The 23,227-nt window shown below is 70.7% G+C and carries 16 protein-coding genes; 8 read left to right on the top strand and 8 right to left on the bottom strand.

The window, feature by feature from the left end; all coding sequences use genetic code 11:
• Nucleotides 1-132: 132 nt before the first annotated feature.
• Entirely contained in the window at nucleotides 133-474 is a 342-nt protein-coding gene (locus tag GIS00_RS23090) for an RNA polymerase-binding protein RbpA (protein WP_154770789.1), read from the top strand.
• A 107-nt stretch (nucleotides 475-581) separates the two neighbouring features.
• Here the strand turns inward: GIS00_RS23090 and GIS00_RS23085 are convergent, their stop codons facing one another.
• The 3 genes from GIS00_RS23085 to GIS00_RS23075 form a co-directional block, all read right to left on the bottom strand.
• Complete coding sequence (locus tag GIS00_RS23085) at nucleotides 582-1,310, bottom strand: polyprenol monophosphomannose synthase (protein ID WP_407666917.1); 729 nt, start codon at nucleotides 1,308-1,310, stop codon at nucleotides 582-584.
• Between the two features lie 56 nt (nucleotides 1,311-1,366).
• Nucleotides 1,367-3,301 (bottom strand): apolipoprotein N-acyltransferase, encoded by a 1,935-nt coding sequence (gene lnt, locus GIS00_RS23080; protein ID WP_322098347.1) that lies wholly within the window; start codon nucleotides 3,299-3,301, stop codon nucleotides 1,367-1,369.
• A 135-nt stretch (nucleotides 3,302-3,436) separates the two neighbouring features.
• A complete protein-coding gene (locus GIS00_RS23075; protein WP_322098346.1) occupies nucleotides 3,437-5,050 on the bottom strand; it encodes an amidohydrolase in 1,614 nt (537 codons plus the stop codon).
• A gap of 211 nt (nucleotides 5,051-5,261) precedes the next feature.
• On the opposite strand from GIS00_RS23075, the gene GIS00_RS27025 reads away from it, so the two are divergent.
• The 3 genes from GIS00_RS27025 to GIS00_RS23060 all read left to right on the top strand — a co-directional run bounded on the left by GIS00_RS27025 (nucleotide 5,262) and on the right by GIS00_RS23060 (nucleotide 9,671).
• The gene (locus tag GIS00_RS27025; protein WP_196073414.1) at nucleotides 5,262-5,747 is read left to right on the top strand and encodes an RNA polymerase sigma factor; all 486 of its coding nucleotides are present in this window, start codon (nucleotides 5,262-5,264) and stop codon (nucleotides 5,745-5,747) included.
• Entirely contained in the window at nucleotides 5,747-7,060 is a 1,314-nt protein-coding gene (locus GIS00_RS23065) for a hypothetical protein (RefSeq protein WP_154770786.1), read from the top strand. Before GIS00_RS27025 ends, GIS00_RS23065 begins: the two co-directional genes overlap by 1 nt.
• 145 nt (nucleotides 7,061-7,205) lie before the next feature.
• Nucleotides 7,206-9,671: an HAD-IC family P-type ATPase gene (locus GIS00_RS23060; RefSeq protein ID WP_322098345.1), complete on the top strand. Its 2,466-nt coding sequence runs from the start codon at nucleotides 7,206-7,208 to the stop codon at nucleotides 9,669-9,671.
• 25 nt (nucleotides 9,672-9,696) lie between these two features.
• On the opposite strand, the gene GIS00_RS23055 is transcribed toward GIS00_RS23060, so the two are convergent.
• Entirely contained in the window at nucleotides 9,697-10,350 is a 654-nt protein-coding gene (locus GIS00_RS23055; protein WP_154770785.1) for a dihydrofolate reductase family protein, read from the bottom strand.
• Between the two features lie 37 nt (nucleotides 10,351-10,387).
• Nucleotides 10,388-11,824 (bottom strand): MDR family MFS transporter, encoded by a 1,437-nt coding sequence (locus GIS00_RS23050; protein ID WP_154770784.1) that lies wholly within the window; start codon nucleotides 11,822-11,824, stop codon nucleotides 10,388-10,390.
• A 213-nt stretch (nucleotides 11,825-12,037) separates the two neighbouring features.
• Between GIS00_RS23050 and GIS00_RS23045 the strand changes: the two genes are divergently transcribed.
• From GIS00_RS23045 to GIS00_RS23030, 4 genes are all read left to right on the top strand, one after another.
• Nucleotides 12,038-14,227, top strand: coding sequence for a carboxypeptidase-like regulatory domain-containing protein (locus tag GIS00_RS23045; protein ID WP_154770783.1), 2,190 nt, complete (start codon nucleotides 12,038-12,040; stop codon nucleotides 14,225-14,227).
• Complete coding sequence (locus tag GIS00_RS23040) at nucleotides 14,224-15,309, top strand: carboxypeptidase regulatory-like domain-containing protein (protein ID WP_196073413.1); 1,086 nt, start codon at nucleotides 14,224-14,226, stop codon at nucleotides 15,307-15,309. The genes GIS00_RS23045 and GIS00_RS23040 overlap by 4 nt, the downstream gene beginning before the upstream one ends.
• A 138-nt stretch (nucleotides 15,310-15,447) precedes the next feature.
• The gene (locus GIS00_RS23035; protein WP_154770781.1) at nucleotides 15,448-18,846 is read left to right on the top strand and encodes a carboxypeptidase-like regulatory domain-containing protein; all 3,399 of its coding nucleotides are present in this window, start codon (nucleotides 15,448-15,450) and stop codon (nucleotides 18,844-18,846) included.
• 84 nt (nucleotides 18,847-18,930) lie between these two features.
• The gene (locus GIS00_RS23030) at nucleotides 18,931-19,419 is read left to right on the top strand and encodes a DUF2867 domain-containing protein (RefSeq protein ID WP_154770780.1); all 489 of its coding nucleotides are present in this window, start codon (nucleotides 18,931-18,933) and stop codon (nucleotides 19,417-19,419) included.
• 48 nt (nucleotides 19,420-19,467) lie between these two features.
• On the opposite strand, the gene GIS00_RS23025 is transcribed toward GIS00_RS23030, so the two are convergent.
• The 3 genes from GIS00_RS23025 to GIS00_RS29150 all read right to left on the bottom strand — a co-directional run bounded on the left by GIS00_RS23025 (nucleotide 19,468) and on the right by GIS00_RS29150 (nucleotide 23,227).
• On the bottom strand, nucleotides 19,468-21,582 hold the full coding sequence (locus GIS00_RS23025) for a prolyl oligopeptidase family serine peptidase (protein WP_154770779.1): 2,115 nt from the start codon (nucleotides 21,580-21,582) through the stop codon (nucleotides 19,468-19,470).
• Nucleotides 21,583-21,619: 37 nt separating this feature from the next.
• Nucleotides 21,620-22,525 carry a hypothetical protein gene (locus GIS00_RS23020; RefSeq protein ID WP_154770778.1) on the bottom strand — a complete coding sequence of 302 codons (906 nt, stop codon included), beginning with the start codon at nucleotides 22,523-22,525 and terminating at the stop codon, nucleotides 21,620-21,622.
• Nucleotides 22,526-22,750: 225 nt separating this feature from the next.
• A complete protein-coding gene (locus GIS00_RS29150) occupies nucleotides 22,751-23,227 on the bottom strand; it encodes an Lrp/AsnC family transcriptional regulator (protein WP_322098344.1) in 477 nt (158 codons plus the stop codon).

The following is a 23,227-nucleotide window of genomic DNA, read 5'->3' as shown; positions in this document are numbered from 1 at the left end:
CGTTGTCAGGTCTGGGTATCCATCAGGTACCCGAACCCGGACGCCGGAACGATCGTCCGGACCGGTTCGGCGGGATCCGCCTCGAACCACGAGTTGCCGCTTCCGGTTCTCCGGATGCCAGAAAGGACCATCATGGCCGACCGCGTTCTCCGCGGTTCACGGCTCGGCAGCACCAGCTACGAGGCCGACCGCAATCACGACCTGGCACCGCGTCGCACCGCGACCTACCACTGCCCGCGTGACCACGAGTTCACCGTCCCGCTCGCGGACGATGCCGAGGTCCCCGCGGTGTGGGACTGCCGCATGCACGGTGTCGAGTCGACCCTTGTCGACGGTTCCGTCCCCGAGGGCAAGGCGGTCAAGCCGCCGCGCACCCACTGGGACATGCTGCTGGAGCGTCGCTCCATCGCCGAACTCGAGGAGATCCTCAACGAGCGGCTGGCGGAGCTGAAGGCGCGCCGCACCGCCTCCTGAACGGAACCCGCCACGGCGGGATCGCACCAGCGGGACGGGAAGGGCCCCGGAACCATACGGTTCCGGGGCCCTTCTCGCGTTCCTGGTGCGTGCGGCGGACCGACAGATCAGCGTTTGCCGAGCCCGACGAGCGATTTCGCCTGGTCCACCCGGTGCTTCAGTCCCCAGACAGTGACCTTCAGCAGCGCCTCGCGGACGATGTTGCCGCTCATCTTGGAGACGCCGATCTCCCGCTCGGTGAAGGTGATCGGCACCTCCACGACCCGGAAGCCGGCCTGCAGCGAGCGCCAGGCCAGGTCGACCTGGAAGCAGTAACCGTGCGACTCGATGCCGGACAGGTCGATGCCCTTGAGCACCTCGGCCCGGTAGGCCCGGAACCCGGCGGTGATGTCCTTGACCCCCACACCCAGGGCGAGCCGGCAGTACAGGTTGCCGCCGCGGGAGAGCACCTCGCGGCTCTTCGGCCAGTTCACGACGCTGCCGCCCGGGACGTAGCGGGAACCGATGACGAGGTCGGCGCGGTCCAGCGCGTCCAGCAGCCGGGGCAGCTGCTCCGGCGGGTGCGAGCCGTCGGCGTCCATCTCGACCAGCACCTGGTAGCCACGGTCGAGTCCCCAACCGAACCCGGCGATGTACGCGCCGCCCAGGCCGTTCTTCTCCGTGCGGTGCAGGACGTGCAGGCGCTCGTCCTCCGCGGCCCGGGCATCCGCGATGTCGCCGGTGCCGTCGGGCGAGTTGTCGTCGACGACCAGCACGGACACGTCGGGCAGGGTGGCACGCAGCCGGTCCAGGATGCGCGGCAGGTTCTCCCGCTCGTCGTAGGTCGGGATGATCACCAGGACCCGGTCCGTGGCCACGGGGTCGCGCGGTGCGTCAGCCTCGCGGGAGCTCTTCACTGCCGGGTGTCCTCCTGTGGATCCGATGCGGTCGTACTGGTCAGGGCGCTCGACGACCCCGCGTCGGGCGTCGCGGTGGTGCCGGTGGTGCTGCTCGATCCCCCGTCGGCGGTGCGCCGCCGCTGGTGGCGGGCGACAACGGTGACCGCTCCCAGCACCACGATGACGCCGATGGTGAGGGTCCACTCGATCGGCGCTCCGAGCACTGTACCGGGGGTGGTGGCCGTGATCAGCGGAACCGATGGTGTCATCACTCCTGGGGTGAACAGCCCGACCGAGGACTCGACGCTGCCGTCCGGCCGGATGACCGCGGAGACGCCACTGGTCGCGGAGATCAGTACGGAGCGGCCGTGTTCGACGGCGCGGACCCGGCTCATCGCCTGCTGCTGGTAGGTCTCGTTGGTGTAGCCGAAGGTGGCGTTATTTGTCTGCACCACCAGTACCTGCGCGCCGCCGTCGACGACGTCCTTCACCAGGTGGTCGTAGACGACCTCGAAGCAGATGACGTCACCGATGTTGACCCCGGCCATGTCCAGGTTGCCGACGGTGGTGCCCGGAATGAAGTAGCCGGCCGAGTCGACCCAGTGCGTGAACAGCCGGAAGAACGAGCGGTAGGGCATGTACTCGGCGAACGGCACCGGGTGCCGCTTCGTGTACGTCTCCCCCGGGCCGGTCACCGGGTCCCAGACGATGCCCATGTTGTACGTGCCGCGCTCGCCGGGCGGTCCGGACACCACGGCGCCGATCAGCACCGGGACGCCGATGTCCTTCACCGCGGAATCGATGACGTTGTACGCGTCCTGGTTGGTGTACGGGTCGATGTCCGAGGAGTTCTCCGGCCAGATCACCAGGTCGGGCGCGGGCGCCGTCCCGGCCCGCACCTGCTCGGCCAGCAGGTGGGTCTCCTGCGCGTGCATGTCGGTGACCGCGCGGCGGCGGGCGTTGAACTCCAGGCCGGGCTCCGGCACGTTGCCCTGGATCACCGCGATGGTGCGGGTGGGCGCGCCCTCGCCGGACTGCTCGGTGCTCAGCCCGATCAGGCCGACGCCGAACGGCAGCAGCAGCGCGATCACCGGGCCGATGACCAGCGCGGGACGCAGTGCCGACCGCAGCGGGGTCCTGGCCGGCCCGGGCCCGCCGGTCGCGGTGGTGGTGGTCGCTGTCGCGCCCTGCGCGCCGGTGCCGGTCGCAGACGTGGCCGGCGCCGCTGTGCCGGTGGCTCTGATCGTGGCGGCGCCCGCCGGGATCGCCGGCCGCCGGTGCCGGAACACCACCAGGACCAGCGCGGACAGGCCGAAACCGGCCAGGGCGGTGAGGAACCCGAGGCCGGGAGCGCCGATCAGCGAAGCGGCCGGAAGCAGTGGGCCGTCCGGCTGGGAGAACGCGATCGCGCCCCAGGGGAACCCACCGAACGGTGCCCGGGCGCGCAGTGCCTCCCCGGCGATCCAGGCCGCGGCGGCCCAGAACGGCCAGCCGGGCAATCGTCTCGAGGCCGCTGCCATCAGCGCGCCGACCGGCGCCGTGAGCAGGGCCTCTGCGATCGCGAGTGCGGTGGCGATCCCGCCGACGTAGACGGTGGTCCACCAGAGCAACGGCAGGTAGAAGGCCAGCCCGAAGACCAGCGCCAGCCCCATGGCCGGCCACATCCGCCGACCGTGGACACTCACCCCGAGCATCGCCAGGCCGAGGATCGCGGCCCACCACCAGGTGGACGGCGCGAAGGACAACTGCAGGACGTAGCCACCGACTGCGGCACCGAGGATCCGCAGGCCGCCGGCGCCCCGGAGCGACCGCCATCGGTCCGGCCACCTGCTCGCCTTCGGTGCGCGGGAGCCGTTGCGGCGCAGCGACTTCCGGGTGCGTCGCAGCAGGTCGGCGGACGCCGGCTCGCCCGGGTCCACCGTCCCGGCGTCCACCGCAGGCGAGGTCACCGGATCAGCCTAGTGTCCGGCGGGTGAACACCGTGCGTGCCCGGTGCGCCACCTTGGAGGTCCTGCAATCAGTGAGCTATTGCTCACCGGTTGCAGGACCTCCGAGGCCAGGCTGTCCGGTGTGACGGCCTCGGGTCAGCCGGTGAACAGACCGGCGTCGAAGACGGGGCGGCCGGCCACCAGGGTCGCGACGGTCTCCGGCAGGTCGTTGCCCGGTCCGAGGTCGGGCAGTAGCGGCACCCGGGACCGCGGATCGGTCGACCAGCGGGCGACCGCGGCGTCGGCGATCGGTCGGATCAGTTCCCCGGCACGGACGATGGCCAGGTGCGCCGGCGCGCCGACCACGATGCTGCCGATCCCCCGGTCGATCCGGCCGGCGGCGCGGTGACCGCCCCGGGTGTGCGCAGTGAAGGCCGCCCGCGGGGAGATCCCGGCGCCGGCGGTCCGGTGATGAACGGCGGCCCGGACCGCCCGCCATGGGTCGACCGGAGTGACGGGGGCGTCGGATCCGAGGGCCAGTGGGACACCCGCGGAGGCCAGTGCGGCGAACGGGTTCATCGGAGTCCACCGCTCCCCCAGCCGCTCGGCGTACATGCCGTCCGGCCCACCCCACAACTCGTCGAACACCGACTGCACGGATGCAACCGCCCCGGTCGCGGCGAGCGCAGCGATGGCGGCGGCATCGATCATCTCGGCGTGCTCGATCCGAGGCGTGACCGCGGCGAGTGCCACGGTGCCGCCGAGCCGTTCGGCGGCCCGGGTGAGTCCGGCCGCCACCGCGCTCACCGCGTCGTCGCCAATCGCATGGAAGCCCGGCTGGATCCCGGCGCGGGCGCAGGCGACCAGGTGCTCGAGGATCTCCTCGTCCGACAGGTAGCGGGTGCCGTGGATGTGCGCGGCGTCGGTGTACGGCGCGGACAGCGACGCGGTGCGGGACCCGATCGCACCGTCAACGGACAGGTCGCCGCCGAGGGCGTGCGCGCCGGTGGCGGCGAGCAGCGCGGTGGCTTCCGCCGGGTCGGTGACCGCCGCGGCCAGGTACCCGCGGACCGGGATCGGGCCGTCCAGCGCGAGCAGCGCCGCGAGGTCGGCCCGGCCGGTGTCGTCACCGGCCGCGCACTCGTGCACCTCGACGATGCCCTGCGCGGCGGCCTTCTCGAGCAGCGCGAGCTGGGCCGAGCGTCGCTGCTCGGTGGTGAGCAGCTCTTTCGCCCGGTTCCGGACCAGGTGGTGCGCCGCCATGGTGACAGGGAGGTCGGGATGATGACCGGCCGCGTCGTCCAGGCCTCGCGTGTCCGCGCGGAGCACCGAGGATGCGAGGGCGCTGTGCACGTCGCGCCGAGACAGGTAGGCGGCGCGGCGCCCGACTGCGGCGTCGAGTTCGGCGGTGGTCGGCGTGCGCCGCTCGGGCCAGGTGGACTCGTCCCAGCCGTGGCCCCACAGCACGCCGTCGGGATGGGCCGCCGCGAACCGGGATACGGCTGTCAGACAATCTGCGAGCGAGGTAGTGCCGGTGAGGTCGAGTCCGGTGATCGCCAGCCCAGCGTCGGTGGCGTGCACGTGCGCGTCGACGAATCCCGGGACCACGAGCAGCCCGTCGAGGTCGATGACCTGGTCAGCATGGCCCGCGGCGGCGATGCCGTGCTCCCCTCCGATCCAGCTGATCTGGCCGTCGGTGACGGCGATCGCAGTGGCATCGGGATCGGCGGGCGTGTGGACACGTCCGCCGCGCAGCAGCACGGTGGTCACGTCTGTCAGTCAAACACTTCCTGGAGCGGCTCCTTTCCCGGCGGCATTCACCGCTGGCAATTTTCCGGAGCGGCCCCACCCCGCCGGCGCGCGCCGGTGTAGTAGGGGTGTGACGACGGTGTGGGGCACGGGGCGGGAGGACTTCTTGGCGGAGCCGGCAGCGGGTGGCGATCCCGGCACGGCCGTGCCGGCGGCGACTCCGGGTGCGGCCGTGTCCGAGCTGCCCGGCTCCTTCGCCGCCTGGGTCACCCCGCACCTCACGGTGCTCGCCGCACTCGGTCGCCGGGTGGTCGCGGCCGGGGATGCCGAGGACGTGGTGCAGGAGGCGCTGCTCCGGGCATGGCGACGCCGGTCGACCTTCGATCCGGCGCGCGGCAGTGCCCGCGCCTGGCTGGTGGCGATCCTGCTGGACCGGGCACGACGGCACCGGGTCCGGTCGCGCCCCGATCAGCCGTTCGCCGGCGAGGAGTGGACCTCGCCGCACGAGAACATCGCCGCCGGCATGGATGTCGGACGCGCGGTCGACACGCTGCCGCTACGGCAACGCCAGGTCGTCGTCCTCTACTACCTCGTCGACCTGCCCGTCGCCGAGATCGCCGAGGTGCTGGGCATCGGCGAAGGCTCGGTCAAATCCCATCTGCGCGACGCCCGTGCCGGTCTGCGGACCCGGCTCGGCACCCCGGACGGAGAATCCTGATGCCCGAACACGATCCGCTCGACGACAGCCTGCGTCAGTGGGCGCGCGACGAGATCGCCGCGACCCCGGTGCCCGAACTGCCGGCCGAGACCCGCCACGACCGCCGACCCCGCCGGCTCGGGGCCATGCTGGCCGTCGCCGCGGTGGTGGTGCTGCTCGCCGTGGGCATCCCGGTGTGGAACGGCCTCCGCCCAGCTCCGGCCGACGGCACCAACGGCCCGGCGACCGGCTCCGCCCCATCGATCACCACCTCCAGCACGTACAGGGTGCCGACGGTGCCCGGGCTCGATGAGAGCACGCCGAGCGGATCCACCGGTTCCACGCCCAGCACTCCGACATCGAACGACCCGACGCCGACCGGACTGCAGACGATGACGGTCAACGGGCTCAGCGTCCAGGTGCCGTCCGACTGGCCGGTCGGAGCGACCAGGTGCGGTACTCCCACCGAGAACACCGTGACCCGGATGCCCGACGGACTCGCGTGTCTGATGCAGCGCGCGCCAGGCATCAGCTCGGTCATGTTCCACCGGCAGCTGTGGGAGGGCGTCACCGCGCCGATCGCCATCCCGGGCGACACCCCGGTGACGGGGGTGAAGATCGAACAATCAACGGCAGATCTCTACTCGATCTCCGTCGTAGTACCGGCGCTCGACATCGCTGTGCTGATCGAGGCGCCGACGAAGGTCGAAGCTCAGACGATCGCGGCGACACTGCGGCAGACGAACATCGACGAGAACGGCTGCGCGACGACGGATTCCTACGACGAGACCCGCCCGGAGGGCGGCGGTCGGGTGGCCGGATCCGGCACGTCGCTGGCTCCGGGTGCACCGACGGAGATCGTGGCCTGTCGCTACTACCGTGGCCACCTCGGCCAGGGTGCGACTGTGACGGGGACCGACATGACCGACCTGCTGGCAGCGCTGAACTCGCTCCCCGCCGGATTGTCGGTCGCGAATCCTGCCGATTACGCGGTAGGGCTCTGTCCCGAGGACACCCGGCCCGGGAAGCGGATCGTTCGGGATCCGAGCGACGAGTACAGCGACTACTACCGCCTTCGCCTGCGCTACCCCGAAGGCGACGAATTGCTGATCGACGCCCGGCTGGGGATGTGTGGACTCCTCGGCGCGTCCAACGGGTCCGTCACCGGTCAGCGGGACGACGCGCTGCAGAAGGCATTGTGGAGCGTCGTCGGCAGCAGCACCGGGATGCCGGGACGGGTCCTGCCGTACTCCGGCAACGAGCCGAGCGACGCCGGGTCGACCACCACGAGCCGGCCGCCGACCTCCACCAGTTCGCCTTCGACCACCGGCTGAACCGGAGCCCGACCACCGCCGGTACGACGGTCGGGGCGGTATCACCGTCACGCTGCGTCGCTCTTCCACCACGTCCGCCGACCCGACGGGCGAACTTGTCGTGCGAACGGGCCGCTCGGCGGCCCTGGTCTGAGAGAGTGATCCTGTGGCAAACCCCTCCGGCCCGTCCCTGGCACAGGCTCCCGACCCGACCGGTGACCCGCAATTCGTGACCCCCGAGACCGGGCTGACCGCGGCGCAGGTCGCCGAGCGCGTCGCCTCCGGCCGGACGAACGACACCGGCTCGGCGACCTCCCGCTCCGTGTGGGAGATCGTCAAGGCGAACGTCTTCACCCGGTTCAACGCGATCCTGGGCGCCCTGTTCGTCCTCATCCTGGCGACCGGATCACTGGCCGACGGCCTGTTCGGCGTCGTCCTGGTGGTCAACTCCGGGATCGGCATCGTGCAGGAGTACCTGGCCAAGCGGAAGCTGGACCGGCTCGCCCTGCTCAACGCGCCGACCACCCGCGTCGTCCGCGACGGGCAGGTCGTCGAGATCCCGACGATCGAGGTGGTCGCCGACGACCTGATCGAACTCCGCACCGGCGACCAGGTCCCGGCGGACGGCGAACTGCTGGCCGCCACCGGTCTGGAGATCAACGAGTCGAACCTGACCGGCGAGTCGGACTCGATCCCGAAGGCCGCCGGCGACAAGGTCATGTCCGGCACCAGCGTGGTGGCCGGCACCGGCCGCTTCCCCGCCGCCGCGGTCGGCCCGCACGCCTACGCCAACAAGATCGCCGCCGAGGCGAAGAAATTCACCAAGACCCATTCCGAGATCCAGTCCTCGGTCAACACCCTGCTGAAATACATCACCTGGGTGGTGATCATCGCCCTGCCGCTGCAGATCTGGTCGCAGTACCGGGTGATCGGCGACCAGGGCTGGCGCGAGGTGGTCATCCGTTCCACCGGCGGCCTGGTCGGCCTCGTCCCAGAGGGTCTGGTGCTGCTGACCTCGGTCGCCTTCCTGCTGGCCGCGGTGCAGCTGACCCGGCAGCAGGTGCTGGTGCAGGAGTTGCCGGCCGTCGAGGGCCTGGCCCGGGTCGACGTCGTCTGCCTGGACAAGACCGGCACGCTGACCGTCGGCGACATCATCTTCGAGGACCTGCTGCCGCTGGACGCCTACGACGAGAACGATCTGCGGGCCGCGCTCGGCGCGCTGGCCGACGACCCCAACGCCAACGGCACGCTGAAGGCCGTCGCGGACGCCGTGCCGGCCCCGTCCGGCTGGAACCGCCGCACCACCATCGCCTTCAACTCCGCCCGGAAATGGAGCGCGGCGACCTTCGAGGACGCCCGCGGGACCTGGGTGATGGGCGCGCCGGACGTGCTGCTGTCCGACGACGACCCGATCCGCGGCAAGGTGTCCGAGCTGGCCGCGACCGGCCGCCGGGTGCTCCTGCTGTCCAACACGGACGCCGCCCTGTCCGGTCAGGAACTACCGGCCGGGATGGTGCCACGCGCCCTCGTGGTGCTCGCCGAGCAGGTCCGACCGGATGCCAAGGACACCCTCGACTACTTCAAGGAGCAGGGTGTCGCGATCAAGATCATCTCGGGAGACAACCCGACGACGGTCGCCGCGATCGCCCGCCGGGTCGGCCTGGAGTTCGACGACGACGGCTTCGTCGATGCCCGCACCATCGGCGAGGACGCCGAGGAACTGCGCGAGATCGTCGAGAAGACCACCGTTTTCGGCCGGGTGTCACCGGAGCAGAAACGGGCCCTCGTCAACGCGCTGAAGATGAACGGGCACGTCGCGGCGATGACCGGCGACGGCGTGAACGACGCGCTCGCCCTCAAGGACGCCGACATCGGCGTCGCGATGAACAACGGCGCCCAGGCCACCAAGGCGGTCGCCCAGCTGGTCCTGCTGGACGGGAAGTTCTCGCACCTGCCGAGCGTGCTCGCCGAAGGCCGCCGGGTCATCGGCAACGTCGAGCGGGTCGCGAACCTGTTCGTCGCGAAGAACGTCATGAGCCTCATCGCCATCGTCTCGGCGGCAGTCGCGTCGATGCCGTTCCCGTTCCTGCCGCGGCACCTGACCCTGGTGTCCGCGCTGACCATCGGCATCCCTGCGTTCTTCCTGGCGCTGGGCCCGAACAAGCGGCGCTACGTGCCCGGGTTCCTCAAGCGGGTGCTGCGGTTCGCCGTGCCGTCCGGGGTGATCGCCGGTGTGGTGGTGCTCGTCTCCTATCTGCTCGCCAAGAACGAACCCGCGTTGAAGGCCCTCGAGGCGTCCGGCCAGTGCCGGGCACCGGAGGGCGGCACGGCGATCCTCAACACGGTCTGCTGGCACCCGGGCACCGCAGCGACCATCGCCCTGATGACGACGTTCTTCTGGATCCTCATCGTGCTGGCCCGGCCGTTCCGGATGTGGAAGGCCGGCCTGATCGCCGCGTTGATCCTGCTGACGATCCTGGCCTTCTGGCTGCCGATGGCGCGGGAGTTCTTCAACTTCGAGATCTCCTCGACCCTGCTCTGGGAGTCGCTGCTGGTCGGCGCGGTCGGCGCGGTGCTCGTGGAGATCGTCTACCGCACCGCCCCGGCGATGCGGGCCGCGCAGAACGCCTGACCGCCGCTCTCTCCCGCCGCGCGATTCAGTCGCCGCGGCGGGAGAAGGTCAGGTGGATCACGCCGCTCGGCGAGGTGATCGACTCGATCACGAAGCGGTCCTCCATGCCCTCCAGCCCGTCCCACAGCCGTTCGCCCCGGCCGAGCAGGATCGGCGCGACGACGATGTGCAGCTCGTCGATCAGGTCGGCCTGCAGGAACTCCCGGACTGTGGTCGCGCCGCCGCCGATCCGGATGTCCAGGCCGCCGGCCAGCTCGCGGGCCAGTTCCAGCGCTTCGACCGGGGTGGCGTCGACGAAGTGGAAGGTGGTGCCGCCCTCCAGTTCCAGCGGCGGCCGCGGGTGGTGGGTCAGCACGACGACGGGGGTGTGGAACGGCGGGTTCTCGCCCCACCAGCCGCGCCAGTCGTCGGTGAGCGGGCCGCGGGTCGGCGCGAACTTGTTGCGTCCCATGATCTCCGCGCCGATGCCGGTCGCCCACCTGCCCGCGAAGGTCTCGTCGATGCCGGTGGATCCCGTGCCTTCGCCGTGCAGACCCATGTCCATGAACGTGCAGGTCGGGAACGCCCACTGCAGCAGCCGGCTGCCGGCGTGCCCGAACGGCTCCTCCAGCCGTTGCCCCTCGCCGGTGCCGAACCCGTCGAGCGAGACCGTGAAGTTGTGGACGCGGACGCGGGACATGTGACCTCCGGTGTCGGGCGCTGGCGCGCCGGGTGCGTCAGGCGTTCGCGCGCTCGACGGTGTCCGCCCGCTTCGGCAGACCGAAGGCGGACACCAGCATGATCACCGCGAAGATCGCGACCAGCAACAGCACCGTCCAGGTGGCGTCGGCGACCGCGGGCCCGTCCGTGCGTCCGTCCAGCACCGAGTTCGCGGCCGCCCCGAAGATCGCCACGCCGATCGCCGAACCCAGCGAGCGGGCGAACATGTTGGTACCCGTGACGACGCCGCGGTCCGACCAGCCGACGCTGTTCTGCGCGGAGATCAGCGTCGGGTTGGCGACCCAGCCGAGGCCGAGACCGATGACGAAGCAGAAGGCGGCGATGTGCCAGAGCGACGCGTCGATGTCCAGGGTCAGCGTCAGCCCGGTGCCGATCACCGCGATGGTGGCGCCGATCAGCGCGGTCACCCGGAACCCGAGCCGCAGGTACATCCGGCCGGCAAGGGATGCGGCGATCGGCCAACCGATGGTCAGGGTCGCCAGCGCGAACCCGGCGGCCAGCGGCCCGGCGCCGAGCGAGGTCTGGGCGAAGGTCGGGATGTAGGAGGAGAAGCCGAGGGTGACCGCGCCCAGCACCAGCGAGGTCATGCCGGCGCTGACCAGCAGCGGCCGCCGGATCACCCAGAGCGGCAGTACCGGGTCCGCGGCATGCCGCTCGACGATCCCGAACACGACCAGCAGCACCGCCCCGACGACGAAGACGCCGATCCCGACCGGGGATCCCCAGGCCCAGGACTGCCCGCCCTCGAGCAGGCCGAGCACGATCAGTCCGCAGCCGATGGTCAGCAGGAACGCCCCGCCCAGGTCGACGGGTTTGCGGTCACGCGGCTGCACCTTCTCGTGCAACCGGGCCCAGAGCATCCACCCGGCGAGCAGGCAGAGCGGGATGTTGATCAGGAAGATCCAGCGCCAGGACACCCACTCGGAGAAGACGCCGCCGAGGGCCGGCCCGACGACCGCCGACATGCCCCAGACACTGGCCAGGTAGCCCTGCACCTTCGCGCGCTCGCGCAAGGTGTAGAGGTCGCCGACGATCGTCATGCTCATCGGCTGGACCGCACCGGCGCCGAGTCCCTGGACCGCGCGGAAGACGATCAGCGCGGTCATGTCCCAGGCCACACCGGCACCGATCGAGCCGATCAGGAACAGAGCAATGCCGGTGAGCACGATCGGTTTGCGGCCGATGACATCTGCGTACTTGCCGTAGATCGGGATCGAGATCGCCTGCGCCAGCAGGTACGCCGAGAACAGCCACGGGAACTGGGACAGCCCGCCGAGGCTGGCGACGACCGACGGCACCGCGGTGGCGATGATCGTCGAGTCGAGTGCGACCACCGACATCGCAACCATCAACGAGAGCAGGACGGGGCCCCGCTCGGAGCGCAGTCCGACTGACGCCCGGTCCACCGGCACGGCCTTCGACGGCGCTGACATCCTCGACGGTCCCTCTCCCTGATCCACTTTTCCTTCGACAGCCTAACGGTGGTTGCCGACAGCCCCGCTGTCACACCCCCGATGACCGGCTCGAACCGGACATATCGCTGTTTTCGTCCGGCTGGCCGATTGTCGGCTGTCGGTGGCCTGGTGCAGGGTGTCGTCATCGGCGGACGGGGCGCCGGTGTGTGCCAACTTTCGAGGGGGATGTCGATGGTGACGAGGTTCCGGCGGTCCGGATCCGCACTGGTGGCGCTGCTCATGCTGGTCCCGGTCCTGGTCGGGCTGCCGACCGGTTCGGCGGGAGCCGATCCACTGCCCATCGACCCCGGATCCCCTCCCCCTGCGACCGCAATCGTGACGCCCTTCTCGCCATCCGAGTCGGGAACGGACGACACGGACTCCGCCGACGACGACCTGACGCCATGGCTCACGGCGCACGACCCCGAGGCCGTGCCCTCGGAATCCGGTCGGGTCGCTGCCGCGCCGGCAGCGGTGCCCGGCGGGTTCGTCCCGGTGACTGCCACCCGTATCGGCGACACCCGGACCGGGGTCGGCCTGACCCGGGCGCGGGTCGGCGGGTACGGCACGGTCGTGCTGACCGTGGCCGGGCGTGGCGGACTTCCTGCGGCATCGGCGATCTCGGCCGTCTCGCTGACCGTGACGGCGGTCGATCCGACCGGCGCCGGCAATGTGGTGGTCTACGCGGACGGAACTTCCCGGCCGGCCACCACCAACCTCAGCTTTGATCGCGCCTCATCAGGCAACACCGTGATCACAGCGCTGGGTACCGGTGGTCGGGTCCGGCTGACGAACCTGTCCGCCGGCAGCACGCACCTGGTGGTGGAGGTGACCGGTTTCTATGTCGCCGGCACCCCGGTGGCCGGCGGCACGCTGCAGCCGCTGATTCCGGTGCGGACCCTTGACACCCGCACCGGTCTCGGTGCACCGAGAGCCGCGGTGGCAGCGGGTTCGTCGGTCGCATTGCAGGTCAGCGCCCGAGGTGGCGTGCCGACGGTGTCGAAGGTCGCCGCCGTGGTGCTGAACGTGACCGCACTGTCCGCGACGGCGACCGGCAGCGTGCGGGTGACGGCGGATGGCGGTGCGCCCTCCGGCGAACCGGACGTCAGCTTCGTCCCGGGCCGAACCGTGGCAAACCTGGTGATCGTGAAGGTCGGGGCGAACGGCAAGGTGCGGCTGACCAACTCCTCCGCCGGGTCCGTGCAACTGATCGCCGAGGTCTCCGGCTACCTGCTGGCCGGGTCCACCGCATCTGTCGGAGCCATCACCGTGCTCGCGCCCGGGCGGATCCTGGACAGCCGGGTCGGCAACGGGATCTCGGCCGGGGTTCTGGTCGCTGGCGAGTCGGTGCCGGTGCAGGTCAGTACCCGCGGCGGTGCACCGACGGTGGGTGCGGTCTCGGCGGTCGTGCTCGAGGTCAGCGTGCTGTCTGCCGCGAGATCCGGCGCGCTGACGGTGTTCCCGGACAGCACCTCGCTACCTGCAGTGGCATCGGTGTCGGTGGCCGCCGGCCGGACTGTGACCACCAGGGTCGTCGTACCGATCGGCCCGAACGGGAAGGTGCAGTTCGCCAACCTCACCGGCGGCAGCCTGCACGTGGTCGCCGCCGTGACCGGGTGGGTGCGCGCAGGGACCGGTGCCACCGGCATCTCCGGGACCGTCACCGACACCTCCGGCCGGCCGTTGACGGGGGTGGCGGTGTCGTTGATGGACGACGAGTTCTTGGAGATCGGAGTCGCCGCAACCTCTTCCACCGGCACCTACTCCTTCGCCGGGTTGGGTGCGGGCCTCTACCGGATCTGTTTCCACGACGATGGTGACATCACGGGCGGCACCTCGGACGGAGGGTATGTCGCCGACTGCTGGAACGGTCGAACCCAGGACGACACCACCTTCGCCCGCCCTGATCGAGTGGCTGTGGTGAACGGGCGGACGACTGCCGGCGTCAACGGCCGTCTGCAGCCCGGCGGGGCGGTCGAAGGTGTCGTTCGGACCACCAGCGGCACTTTGGTTCCCGGTGCGGTCGTCGATCTGAACACCAACGAGCGGTACCGAACGGTCACAGACGCTGCCGGTCGGTACCGATTGGCAGGTCTCCTGGCCCGCCAACGAAACCTCTGCGTATCCATGGCAACCTCACCACCGGCGGGAACCCCGTCGACGGGACTCGTTCCCAACTGCTTCTCCGACGACGCGGAGGAGGTCGTTGTCACGCCGCTCGCAGGCGCGACCACCCGGTTGGACCTCGAGGTCGAGATCGGTGCTGCGATCAGCGGTGTCGTGGTCGATCCAGCAGGGCAGGGGATCCCGGGAGTCAACGTCCACGCGGGGGGTTCGTCGGCGACCACCGGCCCAACAGGCGCCTATCGATTGTTGGAGTGATTCCAGGACTGGTCACTCCGTGCACGGGCACGTGGTACAACATCAGCGCAATTCCCAGTGCGACCGGCTTCGTGCCCGGGTGCGGGCAGGAAGTCCAGGCCACGTCCGGTCGCACGACCACCGCTGCTCGCATCCGGCTGGAGGTGGGCGGCTCGATCACCGGCACGATTCGGGACACCCGAGGACAGCCCTTGGCGGGCATCCAGGTGTTCGCCGAGTCCGATTCCGACTTTAGAACGGGACGCACGGCGGCTGATGGGACCTATGCGCTCCGCGGACTTCTCGGCGGCACGTACACGGTCTGCGCCCGCAACGACGGGAATGCGACAGGCGGGCGGTCGGCGGCTGGTTGGGTCGAACGCTGCCGTGCCACGGAACCCGGCACAGATCCCGCCCGGGACAAGGTCGTGGTCGAGCGAGGCACAGTCACGGCCGGAGCTGATCTGTCACTTCCCTTCGGCGCAGCCATCGAAGGTCGCGTGACCAACGACAGAGGGCTTGGACTTGGCTTGGTCGACGTCCAAGTCATCGGCTTCGGAAGTTCTGGCACGGTCCTGACCTTCGTCACCACCGATCAGGACGGCCGATACCGGATCGACAATCTCCCTGCCGGCCAATTGGCCGTCTGCTTCGACAACGACCGGCGGCGCGAGGAGCTGGACCTTCGTGATTCGGGAGCGTTGGACGCCTGCTGGAAGAACGTGAACGGCGAGTTCGTCGAGGGAACGGTGACGCCGGTGACCACCGTCGCCGGCCGCACGACGAGCGGCATCAGCCCTGTGCTGAGGACCGGAGGTGCGGTCGCCGGGAAGGTGACAACACCTGGCGGTGACCCGATGGGCCTCGTCGGAGTACTCGCGACTGACGTGACCGGCAAACAGGTCCATTCGCTCACAGGACCCGATGGCAGATACCAGTTCATTGGCCTCACCCCAGGAGCCGCCACCATCTGCTTCGACCCACCCGGGATCTCCGGCAGTAAATGCTGGAAGGACGTCGAAGTCGACGGCACCCCGACGCCGGTCACCGTCACCGCCGGGGTGGTGACCCGGAACATCAGTGCCGTCCTGGACGCCGACTGACGGTTCGGCGGTGGGCCGATCGGGCAAACACCCTGGGTTCACCTACGGCCGGTTGTGCGAATGCGCCCCGATCGGTCACAGTGTCACCACAGGATCCCGGGCGGCCGGGTGGGGGAAGAGAGTCGGACACAGATGTCGATGCGTCGTACCTTGACGGCCCTGCTGATCCCGGTGCTCGCCGCCGGCACGCTCACCGCGGCGACCAGCGCCTCCGCAGCTCCTGCCCGGACACCCGCAACGGTGACCAGCGGGGTAGTCCCCCCGGCTCCGGCGACGACGTCCTCGGCGCCCACGACCTCGGCCGCACCCGCCGTTCCGGCGGCCGGCGGGTTCGTCCCGGTCACCGCGGCGCGGGTCGCCGACACCCGGGTCGGCATCGGCACTCCCCGCACCCGGATCCCGGCGGGCGGCGCCATCACCGTGCAGATGTCCACCCGCGGCGGCCTGCCCACCATCGGCAACATCTCCGCCGTCCTCGTCTCGATCACAGCACTCACCCCGGCCGCGACCGGCAGCATCGTCGCCTACCCGTCCGGCACCGGCCGCCCCGGTGTCTCCCACCTCAGCTTCACCGCCGGCAGCGGCGCGACCACCACCAGCGCGGTGGCCCGGATCGGCGCCGACGGCAAGATCACCTTCGCCAACAACTCCCCCGCCACCACGGATCTCGCCGTCGACGTCGCCGGCTACTGGAGGTCCGGCGCCGCCACCGCAGCCGGCGCATTCACCCCGGTCCCGGCCATCCGCACCCTCGACACCCGCACCGGGCTGGGAGCCCCGAAGACCGCGGTCCCGGCCAACGGTTCCATCGAGCTGCAGGTCAGCGGCCGTGGCGGTGTACCCACCATCTCGAGGGTCGGTGCAATCGCGCTGACCATCACCGCCGTCGGGCCCACCGCCGCCGGCAACCTCCAGGTCCGTCCCGACGGCGGCGCCCGCACCGGCGACCCGGACATCAGCTACATCCCGGGCCGCAACACGGCCAACCTGGTCATCGTCAAGCCCGGTGCCAACGGAAAGATCCGGCTGTTCAACACCTCCGGCGGCACCGTCCACCTGGTCGCCGATGTCGCCGGCTACTACCTCGCCGGCACCGCGACCGCGCCCGGCACCTCCACGACCCTGATCCCGAGCCGTGTTCTCGACTCCCGTGCCGGCAAGGGCATCACCGCCGGTCCGGTCACAGCCGGCGAGTCGGTCGCACTCCAGGTGAGCGCCAACGGCGGCGTTCCGCCGCTGACCTCGGTCGGAGCGGTGGTCCTCGAAGTGAGCGTCGTCGGTGCCTCCCGCAGTGGCACCGTTCAGGTGTTCCCGGACATGTCGTCGGAGCCGGCCACGACGGCCGTGAGCGTCGCTGCCGGCACCACCACGTCGACCCGGGTGGTCGTCGCGCCGGGCCCGAACGGCAAGGTGCGGTTCACCAATTCCACCGGAGCCAACGTGCAGTTGGTGGCCGCCGTGACCGGGTGGAGCCGGATCGTCCCCGCTGCACCGGGGATCACCGGCAAGGTCACTGCACCGTCCGGGGGTGGTATCGGCGGCCTGCTGGTCACGGTCACCCCCTACGACCCTGGTTCGACCAGCATCATCATCGAGCCGTCGACCTCCGCGGAGCGGGCGGCCACCACGCCCGACGATCCGCGGCGGTACGCGGCCGGACCCGACGGGCAACTCCGGACGATCGCCCCGGGAAGCCGACCGGCGGCGACCGCCGACATGATCGAAGGCATCCGGCGTGTCCGGACCGCTGCGGACGGCACCTACCGCGTCACCGGTCTGTCGACCGGGGCCTATGAAGTGTGCTTCTCGGACACCCGCTCCGTGACGTACGGGTACGCCTCCGCCTGCTGGAACGGCAAGTCGGGCACTTCGCTCTGGAACCGCGCCGACCAGGTGCGGGTCAACGCCGATCGGGTGTCATCCGGGATCGACGCTTCGCTCGTGCCCACCGGCCGGATCACCGGGACCGTCACCACGCCGGCAGGCGTCCCGGCCGGTGGCATCGTGGTCATGCCCAGCCGCATGGACTTCATGTCCTTCTACAACACGGTGACGACCGAGAGCGACGGAAGCTTCGTCATCGAGGGTCTGGCACCGGGCTCCTACGGGCTGTGCGCGGGCAACCCCTTCTTCTCGGGCGAGACCCTGCCCACCGGGACAGGCGTCGCAGAGCAGTGCCTCGACGGGGTCAATCCGGCCCTGCAACCGGCAGCCCCCGAGGTCGTGCCGGTGCGCAGCGGCACCACGACCTCCGGTGTCGACTTCGTGCTCGGGGCGGGCGGACAGATCTCCGGCCGGGTCGTCACCTACTCGAGCGGCGCGGCGCTGGGCGGGATCAACGTGACGGTACAGACCGTGGACGGTGTCGCCCGGGGCTACACGACGACGGCCTCCGACGGGCGCTACCACGTCCCGAACCTGCCCGCCGCCGACTACGTCGTCTGCTTCGCCCAGTACGAGCCCCCGGCAGCCGGGACCGGCTACCTCCCGAGCTGCGAGATCAACGAGGAGATCGAGGTGACCGTCGCGGCGGGCGCATCGGTCACGGCCCCGCAGTACCGGATGGCGACCGCGTCGGGCATCACCGGAACCGTCCGCGGGAGCGACGGGCGCCCGTTGGCGAACGTCGAGGTGGTCGCCACCGAGCTCGTCTCCGGCGATGTGATGCCGCAACCGCGGGTCCACTACGGCATCACCGGGAGCAACGGCGTCTACAAGATCAACAGGATCACCAATCGCAGTGTGCGCGTGTGCTTCTACCCGGAGGGACCCACGGGACCGACCTTCGGGTCGGCCGGGGAGTGCTACCGGGACGCGCCGGTCGGCAGCGGCAGCGCCCTCCAGGTCTACATCCCGGCGGAGGGCTACGCGAAGAACATCGACGCGACCCTCGGCGTCGGCGGCGCTGCGACCGGGCGGATCACCGACGCTGCCGGACGCGGCGTCCCGGACGTCACGGTGCTCGCGATGACCGGACGCGGCACCGGGACCGTCGTCGGATCCGCCTCCACCGATGCGAGTGGTGGCTACCGGATGGGTGGGCTGCCCGCCGGGTCGTTCGTATTCTGCAGTTATCCGATCGACACAGAGGTCAATGCGACACCGGCGACCGGCTTCACCTTCTCGTGCAGGCCCGCGCCGTCGAGCACCACGCCGGTGGTGATCCGCAACGGCCAGGTGACCGCCGGTGTCGACATCGCCATGGGCACCGGCGGCGCGATCGCCGGCCGGATCACCGACAGCTCCGGCAGACCTGTCGAGGGGGCGTGGGTGACGATCGCCGAGGCCGATGCACCGATGCCCGAGTACGGCATGGTCCCGACCGGCAGCGACGGCCGTTATCTCCTCACCGGCCTGCAGGCCGGGATCTGGAAGGTCTGCGTCCTGGCCGATCCGTTCGACCAGCGGGCACCGAGCCAGTCCTACGCCGACCGGTGCTACACCCAGGCCGCCACCCCGTCGGCAGGCACCGGTGTCGGGGTACGGACCGGGACGATCACGCGCAACATCGACGTGGAGTTGCCGCCCCTGACCTGACAGACCGGGACCGGATTGACCCTGACCAGACAGACCCTGACCGGACAAACCCGACCGGACATCGACCTGCTGGGATCATGAGGCATGGACACCCTCGCCACCCCCGCCCTCCGGTCCGCAGCCCTGGACGCGATCCCGGCCCCGGACTTCGCGGACGTCGCGATCCGGGTGCTGCCGGAGGGCGCGCCGGCGGACCCGGAGCTGTGGGCGCGCACCGTCTTCGGCCGGCCCGGGGTGCCGGTCTGGGTGGGCGCCGCGCTGGCGCTGCGGCAGCTGGTGGTCCCGCTGATCGGGGTGAACCGGGCGCCGCGCAACGTCTTCGACGTCGAGCGGGTGGTCGGTGAGGAGGCGCTGATCCTTGCGCGGGACACCCATCTCGACTTCGCCTGCGCCATCGGCGTCGACACCGAGCAACGGTTGGTGCGGGTCACCACGGCGGTCCGGCTGCACGGGATGCGCGGGCGGATCTACTTCGCGCCGGTCCGCCTCGCGCACCCGATTGTCGTGCAGTCGATGCTGGCCAAGGCAGCTCGCCACCTGGCCGGCACCGTGGATCCGGCGGTCACCGGCTGATCACCCGCCTTGCTGCGACCGGGCGCCAGTTCCGCAGCAACCCACGAGTCAGCTGACGACCAGTCCTGTGTGGTGCGCGGCGAACGCGAGCTGGTCCGCGTACTCCAGGGCCAGCGCCCGGGCCGGCTTCCCCATGCCGTGCCCGGCGCGGGTGTCGACGCGCAACAGCACCGGGGCCTCACTTGCCTGGCAGAACTGCAGCTGCGCACCGAACTTCAGCGAATGCGCCGGCACCACGCGGTCGTCGTGGTCGCCGGTGCAGATCAGCGTCGGCGGGTAGCTGGTGCCCGGCATCAGCCGGTGCAGCGGTGAGTAGTCCAGCAGCACCCGGAACATCGCCTCGTCGTCGGGTGAGCCGTACTCGGTGGTCCACGCCCAGCCGATGGTGAAGAGGTGGAAGCGCAGCATGTCCAGCACACCGACCGTCGGCAGTGCCGCCGCCCACAGCTCGGGCCGCTGGGTCATCGCCGCGCCGACCAGCAGGCCGCCGTTGGACCGGCCGTGCACCGCCAACTGCCCGGTGGTGGTCCACCCCTGCGCCACCAGATGCTCGGCGCAGCCGTACAGGTCGTCGAAGACCCGCTGCTTGTGCTCCAGCATCCCCGCCTCGTGCCAGGCCTGGCCGAACTCACCGCCGCCGCGCAGGTTGGCCACCGCCAGCACCCCGCCGGCCGCGACCCAGGACGCGAACATCGCCGAGAACGACGGCAGCACCGGCACGTCGAACCCGCCGTAGCCGTAGAGCAGGGTCGGGTGCGGGCCGGGTCCGAGGTCTGCCCGGTGCACCACGGACATCGGCACCTGGGTGCCGTCGGCCGAGGTCGCACGCAGCCGGAGTGCGGTGACGGCCGCCTGGTCCGATTGCCCGTCAGGTGCCGGCAGCTCGTCGACGGCGCCGGACGTGGTCAACCGGAACACCCGGTGCCGGAAGGCGAAAGAGGTGAGCCCGACGAAGATCTCGTCGGACGTGGGCCGGGACTGCCAGGCCGTCACCGACGCCGGACCGGGCAGCTCGGGTGCGCGGGCCGCCCCGCCGGACCGGTCGGTGATCACCACCCGGTGGGCCGCATCCACCGACCACAGGACGAGCAGCGAATCGGCCGCCATCCGCACCCCGGCCAGCACCCGCTCGTCGTCACCGGCCAGCAGGGTGACCCAGTCGGCGGCCGGGTCGGCCAGGTCGACGGTCACCAGCCGACCGGTCGGCGCGTCCCGCTCGGTGCGCAGGAACAGCAGGTCGCCATCACTGCCCACCACCGACTGCGCGTCGGCCAGCTCGCCGACAACGGTGATCACCTCGGACCCGACCACGCTCCGGCCGTCGGCGTCGGTCGACAGCCGGCGTGCCTCGACGGTGGACCGGCTGTCGGTGCCCGGTTCGGCGGTCAGCACCAGCCATCGACCGTCGTCGCTCACCCACGGGTCGGCCATCCATTCCTTGTCCTCCGGGCGCGACCACACCAACTCGTCCTGGTCCTGCGGTGTGCCCAGCCGGTGCAGCACCAGCTCGCCCGCGCCCATGGCGGCGGTGTCCTCGGCGGACACCGGTGCGGGGTAGCGCCAGTAGAGGAAGGACCGGCCGTCCGGCAGCCACGTCGGATCGACCCACTTGGTCCAGATCAGGTGCTCGTCCAGCACCTCCCCGGTCGCGGTGTCGAGGACGCCGATGGTGCGCCAGTCGGACCCGGCGTCCGCACGGGCCCAGGCCAGCAGACCCGACGCCTTGCTGATGGACAGCCCGGTGAGGGCGGCGGTCCCATCTGCGGACCAGTCGTTGGGGTCGAGCAGCAGCCGGCCGCCGGCCAACAGGTCGTCCAGGGTGTCGGCGACGAAGAGCTGGTCCTGGTCCTTCTCCCCCGGGTTCGCGATGACGAAGTACCGCCCGCCGCGCTCCCACGGCACGCCCCGGCGCGGCGCGGTGAGCAGCGACGTCGTCATCGCCAGGAGCGTCTCGCGTGCTGGCAGCCCGTCGAGATACGGTGTGGTGACTGCATTCTGGGCGTCGACGAAGGCCCGGGTCCGGTCGGCGTCGGGGTCCTCCAGGTACCGGTAGGGGTCGATGACCTGCACACCGTGCAGGGTGTCCACCACGTCGTCGCGCTCGACCACCGGGTACCGGACCGGGGCACGCCCCGGGTTGTCACTGCCCGCCACTGGTTCCATCCCCCGATCCCACCACGCCGTCGCCGGTCCGCTCGACTCAGCCCCGTGGCGCGATGCCGGGGTACTCCAGGATGCGCAGGGTCTCCAGGTTGTACGGGTTGGGTCCGTCGGTCGGGACGGTGGTGATCACCGCCGCGCCCTCCACCGTGGTGGCCGCGCCGGGGAAGAAGCGCTCGTCGCGGTCGGGATCGGACCAGACCTGCGAGATCACCGCGGCTGCTTGCTCCGCGGCAGCGTCGTCGGCGTACACCGTGACGAAGGTGGTGATCCCGTCCGTGCCTTGCAGCGTAGGCGCCCACCCGACGCCGGCGAACCGTGGTCGTGGCAGCGTGGTGCCGCTGCGCTGCTCCGCAGCGGTGATCAACTCGGCGGCGCGATCCCCGGCGGGGCCGTAGGGTGGCCGGTCGATGACCAGGAAGGTGCCCATGGTCACCGTCGCCGCGGTGCCCAGTTGGTCGAGAACCGTTGCCACATCCGGGTCATCGGCCAGCGATGCGGTCACCGGTGCACCACCGACCAACCCCTCGGCCAGGGAATCCGGGGCCTCGTCACCGATGGCGAACAGGTGGCGGTCGGACTCCCGGTACCCGAACCAGGTGCCGCTGTCCTCGACGCCGCTGACACCCTGGATGGTCGAGGAGGACCCGCTCTCCGGCTCGAACTCCGGGTTCTTCTCGTACGGGCCGACGCAGACGCCGAGCGAGGGCCCGGGCGAGAAGGATTCCGCCGTCTGCACGTTCACCAAGAAGTCCAGCGAGCCGGTCCGTGCCCACTGCCCGGCACGCAGCGACATCTCCGGTGTGACACAGGCCGCCATGGTCAGCGCGTAGCGCGACCACGCCATCTCCGAGATCGGGCGGATGCCGGGCGGGGCCGTCGGATTGGTGGTCGGCAGCAGCGACTGCTCACGGGCGTTGAGCGCGTTCAGCGGTGCGACCGACACCAGGTCGATCTAGCTGCGGGTCCCGGCGGTGGCCGGGATCGACTGGAGCACCTGGTACAGGGGTGTCGACGACCATCCGCCGACAACAGCGGTGGAAACGGATATTTCGGACGAGCAACCGCCGATCAGCAGTCCCGCCAGTGCGAGTGCACCAGCCCGTGCCACCAGTCTCCGCACCGCACCAGCTTGGCAGGTCGCAGAGCACCGCACCGCCGAATCGGAGGATCAGTCCTGGTCGAGGATCGCCGCCGGTGCGATCGGCGGTGTCACCGGGCGGTCCTCGTAGGGCGTCGACAGCACGACGGTGGTCCGGGTCGAGACGTTCGCGGTGGCCCGGATCTGCGCGAGCAGCGCTTCCAGCTGCGACGGCGAGGCGACGCGCACCTTCACGATGTACGACTCCACGCCGGCCACCGAGTAGCACGCCTCGATCTGGCTCAGGCCCTTGAGCCGCTCCGGGTAGTCGTCCGGTTCGGCCGGGTCGATCGGGGTGAGCGAGACGAAGGCGGTGAGCGGCAGGCCGAGCTGCTCGACGTCGATCCGCGCGGAGTAGCCGCGGATCACCCCGCGCTGCTCCAGCCGGCGCACGCGCTGGTGCACCGCCGACACCGACAGGCCGACCTTCTCGGCGAGATCCGTGTAACTGCAACGTCCGTCGTCGGCCAGCACGGCCGCGATGCGCGCGTCGATGTCCTCGAGCAC

Source organism: Nakamurella alba (assembly GCF_009707545.1).
GTDB classification, from domain to species: domain Bacteria; phylum Actinomycetota; class Actinomycetes; order Mycobacteriales; family Nakamurellaceae; genus Nakamurella; species Nakamurella alba.
Note: the sequence above shows the minus strand (reverse complement) of the source record. Positions and strands in the feature narration are given on the sequence as shown.

Excerpts from the sequence above, each read along its gene's own strand:
- GIS00_RS23090 (WP_154770789.1), top strand. The coding sequence starts at position 133 with ATGGCCGACCGCGTTCTCCGCGGTTCACGGCTCGGCAGCACCAGCTAC.
- GIS00_RS23065 (WP_154770786.1), top strand. The coding sequence starts at position 5,747 with ATGCCCGAACACGATCCGCTCGACGACAGCCTGCGTCAGTGGGCGCGC.
- GIS00_RS23055 (WP_154770785.1), bottom strand. The coding sequence starts at position 10,350 with ATGTCCCGCGTCCGCGTCCACAACTTCACGGTCTCGCTCGACGGGTTC.
- GIS00_RS23050 (WP_154770784.1), bottom strand. The coding sequence starts at position 11,824 with ATGTCAGCGCCGTCGAAGGCCGTGCCGGTGGACCGGGCGTCAGTCGGA.
- GIS00_RS23045 (WP_154770783.1), top strand. The coding sequence starts at position 12,038 with ATGGTGACGAGGTTCCGGCGGTCCGGATCCGCACTGGTGGCGCTGCTC.
- GIS00_RS23035 (WP_154770781.1), top strand. The coding sequence starts at position 15,448 with ATGCGTCGTACCTTGACGGCCCTGCTGATCCCGGTGCTCGCCGCCGGC.
- GIS00_RS23030 (WP_154770780.1), top strand. The coding sequence starts at position 18,931 with ATGGACACCCTCGCCACCCCCGCCCTCCGGTCCGCAGCCCTGGACGCG.
- GIS00_RS23025 (WP_154770779.1), bottom strand. The coding sequence starts at position 21,582 with ATGGAACCAGTGGCGGGCAGTGACAACCCGGGGCGTGCCCCGGTCCGG.